This window comes from Hymenobacter tenuis (genome assembly GCF_054780495.1).
Map to the genome: position 1 here is coordinate 223,692 of NZ_BAAGWF010000002.1, position 14,589 is coordinate 238,280.

A 14,589-nucleotide genomic window follows, 5' to 3' on the forward strand; every position below is an offset into this window, starting at 1 on the left:
AAAGAATCCGGGCGGGCCCGCGCCCGCGGCGCTAGGGGTGCCGGGGGTTAAAACGTCGCGTTCAGACCCACCGTGTAGGTGCGCGACTGCGGGTACACCCCGTAATCCCGGCCGAAGCCCGTGTTGGATTGGGGGTCCGAACTTACCTCGGGGTCGTAGCCCGAGTAGTCCGTCCAGGTAATCAGGTTCTGGCCCGTCACGTACAGGCGCAGGTTGCTGATGGCTGCCTTGCGGGTAAGGGCAGTGGGCAGACTGTAGGCCAGCGTCAGGTTTTTCAGGCGCACGTACGATCCGTCCTCGATAAAGCGGTCGGACATGCGGCGGTTGTTGTTGGGGTCGTTGCGCACGGCCCGGGGAACCGTAGTGTTGGTGCTCGTGGGCGTCCACCGGTCCAGCACGCGGGTGCTTTGGTTCAGCGGATCGGCCATGCCCTCCAGGGTTTCCCGGTTCTGGTTGTAGATATCGTTGCCGAAGGAGCCCTGGAAAAAGGCGCTCAACTCCAGACCCTTAAATGAGAAGGTGTTGGTCACGCCGGCAATGGCCCTGGGATTGGGGTTGCCGATGATGGTGCGGTCCTTGTCGTTGATCAGCCCGTCGTTGTTCAGGTCGCGGAAGCGGATGTCGCCGGGGGAAGCATTGTCCTGCTTGGCGGCCCCGCTGATCTCGTCCTGGCTCTGGAAGATGCCCTGCACCTGGTAGCCGTAGAACACGCCCAGGGGCTCGCCCACCAGCGTAAAGCCGTTGCCGCTGGGCAGGCGGCGGTTTTCCTCCTGGCCCTGGTCGTTGCGGATGGTGCCCAGGTCCAGCACCTTGTTGCGGTTGAGGGTAAAGTTCAGGTTCGTCGTCCAGGCAAAGGCCCCGTTTTCCCCGGCCACATTGGTGGAGGTCAAGCCGAACTCAAAGCCCTTGTTTTCTACCTTGCCCACGTTCTGGATGATGCTCAGATCCTGGGCCCCGGTGCTCAGGGGAATGCTCACGTTGGTCAGCAAATCCTGGGTGCGCTTCAGGTAGGCGTCCAGGGTAATGGTCAGGCGGTTGTCGAGCAATCCCAGGTCCACGCCGGCGTCGTACTGGTAGGTGGTCTCCCACTGCACGTCGTTGTTGCCGATGTTGGTGGGGGCAATGCCCCCGAGGATACTGCCTCCGTTCTGGTAGTTAAAGCCCGTGCCGTAGCGCGAGAAGCGCTGGTAGGTGTAAAACTCCTGGTTGCCCGTGGCGCCCACGCTGCCGCGCAGCTTAAGGTCGGAGACCAGCGTAGTCTGGGGGAAGAACGCTTCCTTGGAGATGCGCCAGCCCAAACCCAACGCCGGGAAGTAGCCAAATTTGTTGCCTTCCTTGAACTTGCTGCTGCCGTCAGCCCGCACGCTCAGCGTGGCCAGGTAGCGCTCATCAAAGTTATAGATGGCCCGGCCGAAGTAGCTCATCAAACCCCACTGGTCCTGGTAGCTGCTGGGCTTGTTAAACTGGGAAACGGCCGACAGGTAAGGAACCGAGTTGGAAGGGTAGCCCTGCCCGCTGGCCGAGGAGGTGATGCGGTCGGACTCCTGCACGGACTGGCCCGCCAGCAAGGTCAGGTTGTGGCGGTCCCCCAGGTTGGGGTTATACGTCAGGGTGTTTTCCAGCAGCCAGATTACCTGCTGGTTGAGGGAGGTGGCCCCGCTGCCCCGGGTGGCCGGGTCGGCGTTGGAGGTGCCGGGGTAGTCGCGGGTGATAAACTGGTTTTCGTTCTGGGTGCGGAAGTCCAAACCCAGGGAGCTGCGCAACGTCAGGTTCTTCAGCAGGTCGAGCTCCCCGTAGGCATTGCCGATAGCCTGGTAAATAATAGCCTTGTTGCTGGTCTCCAGCAGGTTGCCTACCGGGTTGTCAAAGGCCTGGAAGGGGTTGACCCCGTAGCGGCCATCGGCCGTGCGCACGGGAATGGTTGGAATCTGGGCCAGGGCCCCGAGCACGGTGCCCGAGTTGCCGATGCCCAGCTCCGAGCGCACCGAGCCATTGGTGAAGGTGCGGCTCAGGTTCAGGTTGGTGCCCATGCGGAAGCGCTGCCCCAGCTTCTGGTCCAGGTTAACCTTGAAGTTGTAGCGGTCAAAGCCCGAGTTCAGGCTGATGCCTTCCTGCTTGAAGTAGCCCCCGGATACGTAGTAGCGGGTCTGGTCGGTGGCCCCGCTGATGTTGAGCTGGTAGCTCTGGATACCGGCCGGGCGGTAGATTTCATCCTGCCAGTCGGTGGCTGCCGGCAGGTTGCTCAGGTCGGAAAAGGCCGGGGCCTGGCCCGCGTTGGTCAGGGCCTCGTTGTAGTACTCGGCAAACTGGCGGGAGTCCAGCACGTCCAGCTTTTTGCGCAGCTGCTGCTGGCCGTAGTACACGTTCAAACCCACCTGAGGCTTGCCTACCTTGCCTTTTTTAGTGGTAATTACGACTACCCCGTTGGAAGCGCGCAGGCCGTAGATGGCCGCGGCCGCCCCGTCCTTGAGCACGTCTATGCTTTCAATATCATTGGGGTTGAGGGCGTTCAGGGGGTTGGGGCGCTGCCCGCCCACGGCCAGCTCCTGCTCGTAGGTGGGCAGGATGGGCACCCCGTCAATTACGTACAGGGGGGAGCCGGTCAAGCTGATGGAGCTGTTGCCCCGGATGCGCACGTTGATGCCCGCGCCGGGCGCGCCGGAGGGGCTGATGACCTGCACGCCGGGAGCCTGGCCCTGCAACGCCTGGTCAAAGCCCGCTACGGGCTGCCGCTCCAGGTCCTTGGCGCTGACCGACGCCACCGAGGTGGTCAGCTCCTGCCGGCTCTGGGTGCCGTAGCCCACGACCACGACCTCTTGCAGGGCCTGGGTGTTTTCCGCCAGCGTCAGGGTGTTTACCTGGGTAGGCTGGCCGTCCACGACGGTGATAGGCAGGCGGGTGGTCAGAAAGCCCACCGAGGACACCACCAGGTTGTAGGAGCCGGCCGGCACATTAGAGATGGTAAATCCCCCCGCGGCATCGGTGGCGGAGCCCAGGGTGGTGCCCTCGAGCAGAACCGTTACCCCGGGCAGGGCTTCGCCTTTCGCATCAACAATGCGCCCGGTTACGGGGCTGTTTACCCGGCGGGCGGCGGCGTTGTCCGCCGCGCTGCGTCCGGGGACCGGGGCGGCCTGGGCGACGGGCGCCGCCGCAAAGTGAAACAGCAGGGCGCCTCCTACGGCCGGGGTCAGCCATTGCCGGGTGCGAAGCCGGGAGCCGGGAGGCAAGAGTAGAGAGAAAGGCATGAAGCAGGGAATTAAGTAAAGTGGGAGAAATATCTCAGAACCAGAGTGTTCTCTGGCTTGTGGAGTATGAAAATTCGCTGTGCAGTCAGGTACGCTACCGTGGGCTGGGACTTAGGGCCCGGCTGCCGCCGGGAAGGTGGCCGCGCAGGCCGCCTGCAGGCAGGCAGCAGCGCTTTCCTGACCCCAGTGGGCCAGCAGGCGGCCGAGAAATACGTCGCTGCGGCCGAGCTCATCCGGGCTTTCCCGCCGGGGCAGCTCCGCCGTGTGAAGCTGGGGCGCCTGCCAGAGGGTAACCTGGCTGGCTTCCTGGTACAGGCACACCGCATCCAGCTGGTAGTGGGCCGCCAGCCAGGGTAGGGCAGTAGCAACCGTGGCTTCCTGCCCGTGCCAGTCCATAATCTGCTCCAGCTCCGCAAGGGTAAGCTTAACCAAATCGGCCTGACGCAGGAGGTAGTTTACGACCAGGCGGGAATAGTGCGGGCGCCGCAAATTCACATCAAACACCTTGTAGGAGGCAACCTGCAGCAGGCGGTAGAGGGTTTCCCGGGTTACCGGGTTACGGGCGGCCAGGGAGCCGTACACCAGCATCCGCCCGCTGGCTACGGCAGCGCGCAGCTCCTCCGTATGCTGGAGGTAATCCCAGGCGACCGGCTCCACAATCTTGTACTGCCGATGCCCCGCCGACAGGTTTACTTTCACGACCCCCGTCAGGTGGGTCTGGCTGCGCTGAATCAGCTCACTGCCCAGCCCGAACCCGGGCAGGCAGGCCAGCAGCTCGGCCCCCAGCTCATCGTTGCCCACCCGGCTGATCAGCTGGACCGGCTGGCCCAGGCGGCCGAGCTGGGCGGCCACGTTCAGGGGCGCCCCACCCGGACGGCGGCCGGTAGGCAGCATATCCCAGAGGCATTCTCCGATGCAAACGATGGCGGCTGAAGGGTTCATGGAAGCGGGCTTTACACAAAAGTCCGCCTTCTCCCAGCTCAGGGATAAAAGGATTGTATCAAAATACGTTCACCGGCGACAATATCCGTAACCGTTTGAAATACAGAAATATAAAATAGAAAACCCCCGGGGTGATTCGGAGTTTGGGTAGCACGTATGTAACGACCCTGTTGAAATTATTGCACTAGTGGGGGGCAACGTGCAGGCTCCGGAACTCGGAAGGGGCCATCTGGTAGTGGGCTTTAAAGCTGGCCGAGAAGTAGGAGGGGGAAGAAAAGCCCAGCTCGTAGGCAACTTCGGCAATCGTCAGCGATTCATCCAGCAGCAGTTCTCGGGCCTTGGTCAGGCGCAGGCTCTGGATAAAGTCCGTGACCCCGGTGCCCAGCACCGCCTTGACTTTGCGGTAAAGCTGCATGCGGGAAATGCCCAGGCTGCGGGCAATGTCTTCCACGGTCAGGTCGGAGCGGGTCAGGTTCGCTTCGACAATGGCCGTCAAATCGGCCAGGAATTTCTGGTCGGGTTTGGTGGCTGCCACCGTTACCGTATCCAGGGACAGCTCCCGTCGGAAGTGCTCGCGCTGCCGGCTGCGGTTGGCCAGCAGGGTGCGGATGCTTTCCAGCAGGAAGGTGGGGTTGAAGGGCTTGGTCAGGTACAGGTCGGCCCCGGCCTGCACGCCCTCCAGCTGCTGCTCGGGGGCCGTGCGCGCCGTCAGCAGCACGATGGGAATGTGCGAGGTGCGCCAGTCCTCGCGCAGCTGCGCTACCACTTCCAGCCCGCTTAAGCCGGGCATCATCACGTCGCAGACAATCAGGTCCGGGATCAAGTCCGTGGCCAGGCGTAGGCCGGCGTGCCCATCACGGGCGCTTTGCACCCGGAAGTCGGTCCGCAGCTTGCGGGACAGAAAATCGTTGACGTCGGAGTTATCCTCAATTACCAGCACCAGGGTTTCCCCGGCGCTGGGAAGCGCGGGCTGCGGCAGCTCGGCGCCCAGGGCGATCCCCTCCAGCAGCTCCGGTTCGTCGGTGCTCAGCAGGAGGGAGCCCACCGGGGCCGGGGTGCGCAGGGACTCCGGCAGCTCCCGGGGCAAGGATACGGCGAAGGTGCTGCCCAGCCCCGGTTGACTGCTGAACGTCAGCTGGCCCTGGTGCAGGCGCACCAACCCCTGGGCCAAAGCCAGGCCCATGCCCGAGCCCTTAGCGACGGGCCCCTGCTCGCCCTGGTAAAACCATTCGAAAATATGGGCCTGGTCCTGGTCGCTGATGCCACGGCCCGTATCCTCGACACTGACCCGGACCGACTTGCCGTTTTCGGTGGGTTGCAGGCTGATGGTGATCTGCCCTTGATCCGGGGTAAACTTCAGGGCGTTGGACAGCAGGTTGAAAAATACCTTGTCCAGAATATTGCCGTCAAACCACACTGGCAATACCGGCTCAGCCGCCAGAAACTTGATTTGCACCCCGCGCAGGCGGGCGGGCTTTTCAAAGGCATCTACAATTTCCCGCACAAAGGCGACCAGGTTGCCTTCCGAGGCGCGCACGGTCATTTTGCCCACCTCGATTTTGCGAAAGTCCAGGAGCTGATTAACCAGCTGGAGCAGGCGCTGGGTGTTGCGGCGCACCAGTGCCAGATCTTGGCGCTGGGGAGCGGTAAGATCCGGGCTGCTGGTAAGCAGCTCTTCGACCGGACCCAGAATAAGCGTGAGGGGAGTGCGCAGTTCGTGGGAGAAGTTAGTGAAAAACCGCAGCTTGGCCTCCGTGTCCGCCCGGCTTCTTTCGGCCAGGGCCTCCAGCTGGTTGCGCTGCTGCAAAATTTCTTCATTCTGCACCTGGAGCTGGCGGTTGATCTTGTCGTTTTCCGCGTTCTGCAGGGCCAGCTGCCGGTTAATCAGGCGATTTTTCCGGGACGAGCCCCAGGCCATCACCCCGAGGGTGACGGCCCCGAGCAAGGTCAGCAGCAGCCCGTAGAGGATGGTCTGCTGGCTGGCATAAGTGGCCCGCAGGGACTGCAGCAGGGTTTGCTGGCGCTCGACATCGTGCTGCTGGCTTACCATCTGGGTGGTTTGCTGCTGCATGGTTACCACGTTGGTAGAGTCGATGACGATCGTGCCCAGGGTGTTCTCGCGCTGGAAGGGGTGGCGGCGCAGAATTTTCAGGGCCGTACGAATGGCTTCTTCCCCTCCGGGAGAGTACAGCAGGGAGGCCGTGAGAATTCCGCGCTGCACAAAGTCCAGGCCCTCGCCCTTGCCGTAAAGTCCGTCCACGCCAATGATACGAATCTGGGTGGTGCGGCCCAACAGCTGGCACACTTCGTAGGCCCCCCGGCCCATGGCGTCGTTGTGGGCGAAAATTAAGTTGACCTCGGGGTGTTGGCGCAGCAGGGAAGTCAGGGCGGGCTTGAGGGTTTTTTCCTGCCAGTTGCCCGTCACCTGCCCGGCAACGCGCAGGCGGGGGTAGGCCTGCAGGGCCCGCGCAAACCCCAGGTGCCGGTCGGAGGTCGCGGAGGAGCCGGGAGTGCCTAAAATCTCAATTACGCTGCCCTGCTGGTTAAGTAAGGCCGCGGCGTAGCGGGCCGCTGTCTGCCCGACGGCCTGGTTGTCACCGCCCACATACGCCGTATAGTGGGGGGAGGCGGTGCGCCGGTCGAGCAGCAGCACGGGAATGCCGCGCCGCATGGCTTCCTCCACGGCCGGGGTAACCGGCGCTGATTCGTAAGGCGAGACTATCAGCAGGTCAACGCCCTCTTGCACAAAGGCTTGTATCTGCTGCTGCTGCCGCTGGCTGTTATCCTGGGCATCCGTCATCTTTAACTCCACCTCCGGATGGAAGCTTAGTTCCCGCCGCATCCCGTCCAACATGGCTTGCCGCCAGGGGCCCGCGGTACTACACTGCGCAAAGCCAATTCGATACGCCGCCTTCTTCGGCGGGTGGGTGCAGCCGGCCAGGAATACCACGGCCAGCACGAACATCCACCCCCAGCTGAACCGATGATCTTGTACTCTTTTCACGGGAAGAAGCAACCTAAGCCAGTAGCGAGGAATAATGCTACCCGATCAAATATACTTGGTTCCACGCAGCTTCTCGGGCTACGCGTGCTAGGCTGTCACCAAGCGGCCTCAGCCCTAGCGGATGATGGTGGGGGAAAACGGCGGCCGGAGGCCTTCCTCGACCTGCTTGATTTCCCGGCACATGCGCACAAAGTAGTTGCGGGAGAAACCGGTGCCGGATTTCAGATACTCATAGCCGCTCCACAGGGCATCGCGGTGGCGCAGCACTTCCTTGACGGGAGCTTCCACCTGCTCGGCCGTGGTTTCGCTGAAAGCCCGGTACAGCTCGTCGTCCGTGGTGAAGTTGTTTCAATGGCGCTGGAGGCCTTGGCTTCCTGCCGTCACCAGCAGCCCCTGGTTGGGGATGGCGATGCTGCGGCCGTGCAGCCGGCCCAGGGCTTCGCGGACCTGCCCCAACTGCTCCAGCACGTCCGCCGCGCCCCATAGCTCCTGGGCAATGGGCAGTTCCGGTGAGGCGTCCCACGGCACATCCCGGAAAGGGGTAATGGAATACAGCGGCCGGTTTAGCATTAAAAAACGGCGTAAGCAACGTTAGCTTACTTAGCCCGGATCAAAACCAACCTAAAGCGGCCGCCTTAACATTAAAACAAGATCTCTTTAATGCCAGCTTTCCTGCTTGACCCTAAAAGCGGCACTTCGCAGCTTGGGAGCCACCACCCCCTGACTTCTCCCGACTGCGCTTTGTGTAAGTATTGCGCAGTATAGCGGCGCCGACCTTTTTGTGCCGGCCGAGGTGATCCAGCAGGCGCTCGCTGCCGGGAGCATTAGCGCCGCAGGGCTTCCCGGGCTCCCTGCTTGGCGGCCTCCAAGGAAGGGTAAAAGGCGGAGTTGATTTCGTACTGGTCCAGCTGGGCGTGCGTGCTCTTAACGTAGTGCTGCGTGGCCAGTTGGCCCAGCACGTTGGCGGATAGCACGATGCTTACCTCGCGGATGCCGGCGCTGAAAGCTCGCCGGTTCCAGTCGGTGGTCAGCCACTGCTGCACGGCTTGGGGAATGGCCCCCATCTGGCGCACGTCCCCGATCCAGCCCCAGGGCCGCAACACTTGGCTGTGAACCCGGTAGTAGGCCAAGCCGGTTTCCATGATGTTCTTGAACTCGGTTGTGTTGGCGAAACCGTGGAACTGCACGATGACGCAGGGCACCTGGGCATCGGCAAGAACGGAGCCGTAGGGTTCAGCCAGAATAATTTCTTCGGGCATTTGGGTGGAGTTAGGTATTTCTTAACCGGGGCGCCAGACGGCTAGAGCCGGTAGGAAACGCGGCGTATAGCCTATGGTTGGTTGCAGAACGGGCGCAACCAGGCCTGGGCGTCGTCCAGGTTGTCGAACACTTCGGCTTGGAAGGCCGTGAGCTGAGCGTAGAACGCGGCGGCCGACCCATCGGCGAGGGTCTCCGGGGTAGAAATCAGGGCGAAATGCGTCAGGCCGGCGGCGGCGGCATTGGGGGCCCACTCGTTGATAACCCAATCCATGGAATGGTCCCAGGGCCCGCGCACGGAGCGCGTATCGTTGAGCACGCACGAGAAGCCGGCGGCGGCCAGGGCATCGGTGTACGCCTTGGCCCCGGTCTTAATACTGTCGGCGGTCAGGTAGCCCTTCCAATCCACCGCGACCCACCGGTTCACCGGGTCGGTTTCGATGGTAAGGTAGACCCGGCCCGTGGCATTGTGTAGCTCTTGCTTCATACTGCAAAGTACGCCATTGGTCTCATCAAAACCGTCAGCCGTCCTACCCGGCGGCGAAAAAGCTCATGAGCACCGCACTAGCAAGCGGGGTTGGGAATGAGAAAAAAGCTGGGGTGTCCTGCCAGACCAGGGCCTCTCGAGCAAAGAATATGTCGTGCTTTTTGTGCTAAGCAGGCCTAGCACTTCCCCAAGTGGTGGGCAATGATTGTCTCAAAGAGGAAGGTAGCCCTAGGTTTCATTTTAAGCAGGAACTTCCTAGCCATCGAAACGGGTCTACTCTACCTGCCTTCTGTTTCCTGGCTGGCCTGCTTAAAGCAGTGGGCGGTTAAAATTACTCTAAGTCCCATGAAGACACCATCTCGGGCTGGTTAGCCATCAGGATGAAAAATGCCTTTTATTTACGGCCAGTACTATCTAATGGTCGTGTTCATTCCTTTCTATCCTATTTCGTGCTTAGAATCCTTACTATCTCGCTATGCTGCCTTGCTTTCGGCCTCGCCACGCCAGGAGCCGCGCAGTCCTCCCACCGGCGCGCCGCACAAGACTCCTTGACGGCCGAACTGGAAACGTTGCGGAGCCAGGGCCATTTCACCGGCTTTGGGGTGGCCATCGTGACAGGCCAGGGGGCGCTTTATCAGCACGGCTTTGGCTTCGCTGACGCCGAGGCCCGCACGCCCTACGACGTACACACCCGCCAACCCATTGCCTCAGTGAGCAAAACGGTGGTCGGGCTGGCCCTGCTCAAGGCCCAGGAACTCGGCAAGCTTACCCTGGACGACCCCGTTAATAAGTACTTGCCCTTTCCGGTCGTCAACCCGGCCTTTCCCGACGTGCCGATTACGCTCCGGCAGTTAGCTACTCACACCTCCAGCATCCGCGACAACGACTACTACCTGAGCAAGAATCTTTACCTCAAGCCCGGCCAACCGCTCGCGGGCTTGCCGCGGACCTTTCGGGATGAGCAGACGTTTATCTCCGCCGATTCGGCGGTGGCCCTGCCCGTGTTTCTGCAAAACGTGCTCACCCCGCCAGGCAAGTGGTACCAGGCCCAGAGCTTTCTGGCCCGCCGGCCCGGTGAGCTGTACGAATACTCCAACGTGGGCACGTGCCTGGCGGCGTACGTGGTGGAATTGGCCACCGGCCAGCCCTTTTCAGCCTTTACGGCCCGCTACCTGACCCGGCCGCTGCGCATGCGGGCGTCGGGGTGGCAGGTTGGGGCCGTCGATTTCACCCGGTACGCGCGGCCGTACCAGGCCCCGGCCGTGCCCTTGCCGTTTTACTCGCTGACCACTTACCCCGATGGCGGGTTCATCTCGTCCGTGGCCGACATGAGCCGGTACCTGCGCGAGCTCATTCGGGGCTACCAGGGGCAGGGCACGGTGTTGCAGCCGGCGAGCTACCGCGACTATTTTCGCCCCCAGCTGGGGGCAACCAATTTCGAGGAGCGCAACGAGCGTAACCCCTTCAGTGAATCCTACAACGTGGGCGTGTTCATGGGCTTTGGCTACACGGGCTACATCGGCCACACCGGCGGCGACCCCGGCGTGGTGACGCTGCTGTTTTTTGACCCCAAAACCGGCATTGGTCGGCTGTTGCTGTTGAACACCAATCTGACCGGCCGGGCTTCGGAGGTCGCCATGTACGCCATCTGGAACACGCTGGCCAAATACGAGCACCGTCTGGGTCGCTCAGCAGTAAACTAGAACTAGGCGGAATAGGGTCTTGGCGGCAGTCGTAATCGTTCGGTCAGTTGCGGCAAAACCCCTTGGAGTAATTGTATTTCCCCGTTGCTGTAAGAAGGCCTGGCTGTATCTTCGTTCCTATGCCCGACAGCACCTTTCTCGACCTGGCGGAACAACTGGCTTAGTAGCACACCACCACGCAGCGCGCCGCCGTGCAGCAAGTCAATTACTGGCTCACCGCGCGTAATTGGCTGGTCGGCTATTACGTGTCGGAATACGAGCAAGCGGTCCAGGACCGGGCAACGTATGGCCAGCGCTTATTAGCGCAGTTGGCGCGTGCCTTGCGGGCGCGGGGCGTACCAGGCCTCTCCCAGACCAACCTGGAGGTATATCAAACCTATCCGCTGCTGCGTGAGCAGGCTAGCACCCTTCAGCTCGCCGGCCTATCCCTGCCGGCAATTGGTCGGACAGTGTCTGACCAATTGCCGCCGACCACGGTGCCCGTCGGCCTCGGGCCCGCCCGCTTGCAGCAGCGGCTAAGCTTCTCGCATTTTATCGAATTAGTCGCGCTGAATCGCCGTTGCAACGGGCCTTTTACGAGGTGCAAAGCGTGAGCAACCACTGGTCGGTGCGCGAGTTGAAACGCGCGATTCACTCGGCCTTGTATGAGCGCACGGGACTCTCCACCGACAGAACGGCGGTGCTCGAGGCCCATGCCGCCGGCACGCAGCCCCTGCCGGTAGGGGACGTGGTGAAAAACCCTATGTCCTCGAATTCCTCGGCCTGGAGCAACGACCCAGCTACAGCGAAAGCGAGTTGGAGCAGGCCATTATCGATCACCTGCAGACCTTCCTGCTGGACCTGGGGCGTGGCTTTTGCTTCGAAGCCCGGCAGAAGCGGCTGACCTTCGACAATAAGCACCTGTACGTGGAGCTAGTATTTTATCATCGGATCCTAAAGTGCCACGTGCTGGTCGATCTGAAGATCGGTGCGTTCTAGCATGCCGACGCCGGGCAGATGAACGTGTACTTGAACTACTACCGCGAGCACGAGATGAGTGCGGGCGACAACCCACCCGTCGGCCTCATCCTGTGCGCCCAGAAAAATGACTCGCTTGTGCGCTACGCCACTACGGGGCTGTCCGAGCAGCTGTTCGTGAGCAATTACCAGATCGGCCTACCGAGTGAAGCCGAGCTGCGCACCTTTCTACAACGAGAGCAGCAGCGGTTAGACAGCGAAGTAAGCGAGGCGAAGCAAGTACGCATTACCTGTTTGGGCCTTCGGGAAACAATGCGTGTCGCCCGTTAACACTTAGAGAGGGACCACCGGGGATGGCAGTTGCCCGTAGCAGGGGTAGATCGTATACCAGCGCACGGGGATGATCGTGCGCAGATGCCGGCCACTGCTTGGTCGTGTTCCTGTGTTCCACTCGGCTTAGTTTCCGGAGGGCGATCCAGGTACGGTCATGGGTAGCTTCCCAGAAGGGTTATACGTTTTTACGGCGTATGACGTGATCAGCCATGTGCAGGCCGACTCAGCCCATGCGCGCGACAGCCGGTATTTGCCCACGATCGTGCAACAGGTGCAGCAGCGTCTGGCGCGCAATGAGTTGCAGCTACAGGACCTAGTCGCCGACCCCGGGTACTCCAATGGCTTTACCTACCACGAAACCGCTGACGAATATCGATGCCGAGCCGGTAAGACGCTGCCCTTTCGCAAGTATCGGCTCTCGGCCGATGGCAACTGGTTAAAACACTATCGGGCCTACTATCAGGATTGCCAGCACTGCCCTTGCAAAACGAACTGGGTGCCCTCCGCCGACCACAAGCAGCTGAATCGCTCCGCATTCGATGCCGCGTATCGTCGGGCCTGGCACCGGCAGCGCAGCCGGCAAGGGCAGAACATGCGCCGGGTGCGCCAGAGCACGGTCGAACCCGTGTTTGGCCACTTGCTGCACTAGTATGGGCTGCGCCGCACCAATGTGCGCGGCCGGGGCGCAACAGTCCATGCTCTTAGCGGCCATCGGTTATAACTTCAAGAAGCTGATTCGCTATCGTCCCGTACAAACCATGCGCTTGGCCATCATCCTGCCAAGGCCGCTCGCACCACCAACAGTAATACTTGCCTGCGGCATCAGAGTCGACGGAAATGGCGGAACGCCAAGCGGCATTCACCCCAACACCGACTCAGAGTTATGCAACAGCCACGACCGTTTAATAAGAACAAAACTGGGTTGTCATTCTGGGTTTCATAATTATTCGGAAGTCTTGTTCGTGATTCTACACAGCATCAGCGTCCCAAATTGAGGTCAAATAGAACTCCGGGAATTTCTTTACTGATCTCTCCGTAACAAGATCGAAGATTATCTTCGTGCAGACTCCTGCTGCTAACCAGGAAGCTATTGACAATTGGGGAGGAGAAAGTTGCTCTACTTCTGCCGTGTACTCTCTTATCGTCTCATCGAGCCATTCCTGTGGACTGTTATTGCGTCTCATGTAGTCTGATACGTACTGCACAACACTTAGCTCATTGAACGGCCGATCGGCTACTCGCAAGGAATCCAGACCAATGTCCCGGGTGATTACCATGACCAGGGCACTCCATCCCAAATTATACGGGTGCAAGACGGGGATGTCGTGTTCCTGGCATACGCTGTCGAATAACAGAGGGACATCTGACGAGAAATCCAATGCATTTATGGCTATCGTGTGGCCTGGCACGAAGTCCTGAATGGTATCGGGTGTTATGAAACAGTTATGAGTGGTGATTTTGGCGTTGCTGTTGATAGCAATTAACCTGTTTTTCAGAGCCTCTACTTTAGGGATTGCTAGGTCTGATTCTATGTAGTTCTGCCGGTTGAGGTTAGACAGCTCGACCACGTCGCCATCAATCAGCGTGATGGTTTCAAAGCCAAACCGCACTAAACATTCGGCGATCACACTCCCAATGCCCGCCCCACCCAGCAAGATTGGTGTGGCTTGTATCAGGTTTTGCTCCTCCCTTGTCAGGTAGATTCTATTTCGAACGTAACGCTGTTGCACGATTCGTATAAATGAGTTTGCGTATTCTTTGTTTCGGCATCCACTCTGTAAACTGACGTATTCCCGCATATATATGGGTTTTGTCGATCTATTTGTCAGTTATGTCGCAAAAAAATGATAGAGTTTTGCTCAGCAAGCAATCGAGTTTCCTTGAATGGGAAAGAGCCGTTGAGCGATGAAACTCCAACAGCACGATTATGGAGTGATATATTGGTCTTGGCAACAGCACTAACGACGGCCAATCTTACGGTCATTACCTGCCATCTATCAACATGTTGAATACCCTTTTTAACTATCACGCGCCTGCACAGTGCAGGTTTTTAAAACCAACTGATGCGATGAAAGGCAACAAGATGCAGAACATGAGCAGCAAAGTGTTGCGTAGCGGCAACAGTATTTCTATACCGAGATACTGGCTGTACTCCTGATTGTAAGCTTATACTCGTGGTATAAGTAAGGATTCACTTCTTTAGTCATCGTTCCGTTTGCGCTACTTCCCATCGTGATCATGAACTGGAAAAACGTGAATGTGATAATAGAAGAACTTATTTCTCGAAACGAAATGATCTCAGAGTCATAAATGTATTATCACTAAATAATTAATCACATAACCCAAAAAAGATTATGGAACAGCTAAATGATCAATTTTTCCTGCAGAGACTGGCTAAAAAAGCAGAAGAAGATGCTCAGTTTAAGAAAAACTTATTACAAAATCCTACAGAGGTTATAGAAACCTTTTTAGAAAGTCGAGTTACTCTCCCCAAAGGGATGAAATTAGTAGTCGTTGATCAAACAGATCCTTTTACTATTTTCATCAACCTTCCATCTATTCAAAGCACAGAAGATGTGGAACTGAGTGAAGAACAGTTGGATATTGTGGCAGGCGGCTTAGAAGGTGGGAATTTGATATTCAAACCGTGAGAATATTTCA

12 protein-coding genes and 1 pseudogene are annotated in these 14,589 nt (G+C 59.4%); 5 read left to right on the forward strand and 8 right to left on the reverse strand.

Going from position 1 to position 14,589, the window contains the following annotated elements:
- Positions 1 to 47 precede the first annotated feature (47 nt).
- The 7 genes from ACYVGU_RS11285 to ACYVGU_RS11315 all read right to left on the reverse strand — a co-directional run bounded on the left by ACYVGU_RS11285 (position 48) and on the right by ACYVGU_RS11315 (position 8,935).
- Positions 48 to 3,245 carry a SusC/RagA family TonB-linked outer membrane protein gene (locus tag ACYVGU_RS11285; protein WP_460622173.1) on the reverse strand — a complete coding sequence of 1,066 codons (3,198 nt, stop codon included), beginning with the start codon at positions 3,243 to 3,245 and terminating at the stop codon, positions 48 to 50.
- A gap of 111 nt (positions 3,246 to 3,356) precedes the next feature.
- Complete coding sequence (locus tag ACYVGU_RS11290) at positions 3,357 to 4,187, reverse strand: carbohydrate kinase family protein (RefSeq protein ID WP_460622174.1); 831 nt, start codon at positions 4,185 to 4,187, stop codon at positions 3,357 to 3,359.
- A gap of 184 nt (positions 4,188 to 4,371) precedes the next feature.
- Positions 4,372 to 7,191, reverse strand: coding sequence for a substrate-binding domain-containing protein (locus ACYVGU_RS11295; RefSeq protein WP_460622175.1), 2,820 nt, complete (start codon positions 7,189 to 7,191; stop codon positions 4,372 to 4,374).
- Between the two features lie 114 nt (positions 7,192 to 7,305).
- The gene (locus tag ACYVGU_RS11300; protein ID WP_460622176.1) at positions 7,306 to 7,479 is read right to left on the reverse strand and encodes a hypothetical protein; all 174 of its coding nucleotides are present in this window, start codon (positions 7,477 to 7,479) and stop codon (positions 7,306 to 7,308) included.
- A 60-nt stretch (positions 7,480 to 7,539) separates the two neighbouring features.
- Positions 7,540 to 7,761, reverse strand: coding sequence for a hypothetical protein (locus tag ACYVGU_RS11305; RefSeq protein WP_460622177.1), 222 nt, complete (start codon positions 7,759 to 7,761; stop codon positions 7,540 to 7,542).
- Between the two features lie 254 nt (positions 7,762 to 8,015).
- Positions 8,016 to 8,450: a hypothetical protein gene (locus tag ACYVGU_RS11310; protein ID WP_460622178.1), complete on the reverse strand. Its 435-nt coding sequence runs from the start codon at positions 8,448 to 8,450 to the stop codon at positions 8,016 to 8,018.
- Between the two features lie 71 nt (positions 8,451 to 8,521).
- Positions 8,522 to 8,935, reverse strand: a complete 414-nt coding sequence (locus ACYVGU_RS11315) for an STAS/SEC14 domain-containing protein (RefSeq protein WP_460615720.1) — start codon at positions 8,933 to 8,935, stop codon at positions 8,522 to 8,524.
- Positions 8,936 to 9,384: 449 nt separating this feature from the next.
- Between ACYVGU_RS11315 and ACYVGU_RS11320 the strand changes: the two genes are divergently transcribed.
- From ACYVGU_RS11320 to ACYVGU_RS11335, 4 genes and pseudogenes are all read left to right on the forward strand, one after another.
- The gene (locus ACYVGU_RS11320; protein WP_460622179.1) at positions 9,385 to 10,638 is read left to right on the forward strand and encodes a serine hydrolase domain-containing protein; all 1,254 of its coding nucleotides are present in this window, start codon (positions 9,385 to 9,387) and stop codon (positions 10,636 to 10,638) included.
- A gap of 191 nt (positions 10,639 to 10,829) precedes the next feature.
- Positions 10,830 to 11,231, forward strand: a complete 402-nt coding sequence (locus ACYVGU_RS11325; protein WP_460622180.1) for a DUF1016 N-terminal domain-containing protein — start codon at positions 10,830 to 10,832, stop codon at positions 11,229 to 11,231.
- A 202-nt stretch (positions 11,232 to 11,433) separates the two neighbouring features.
- A pseudogene (locus ACYVGU_RS11330) lies at positions 11,434 to 11,925 on the forward strand (PDDEXK nuclease domain-containing protein).
- A gap of 157 nt (positions 11,926 to 12,082) precedes the next feature.
- Positions 12,083 to 12,577 carry a transposase gene (locus ACYVGU_RS11335; RefSeq protein WP_460622181.1) on the forward strand — a complete coding sequence of 165 codons (495 nt, stop codon included), beginning with the start codon at positions 12,083 to 12,085 and terminating at the stop codon, positions 12,575 to 12,577.
- Positions 12,578 to 12,896: 319 nt separating this feature from the next.
- Here ACYVGU_RS11335 and ACYVGU_RS11340 read toward each other — a convergent pair whose 3' ends face one another.
- On the reverse strand, positions 12,897 to 13,658 hold the full coding sequence (locus ACYVGU_RS11340; RefSeq protein WP_460622182.1) for a HesA/MoeB/ThiF family protein: 762 nt from the start codon (positions 13,656 to 13,658) through the stop codon (positions 12,897 to 12,899).
- A 624-nt stretch (positions 13,659 to 14,282) separates the two neighbouring features.
- On the opposite strand from ACYVGU_RS11340, the gene ACYVGU_RS11345 reads away from it, so the two are divergent.
- A complete protein-coding gene (locus ACYVGU_RS11345) occupies positions 14,283 to 14,579 on the forward strand; it encodes an NHLP leader peptide family RiPP precursor (protein ID WP_460622183.1) in 297 nt (98 codons plus the stop codon).
- The last annotated feature ends 10 nt before the right edge of the window (positions 14,580 to 14,589 follow it).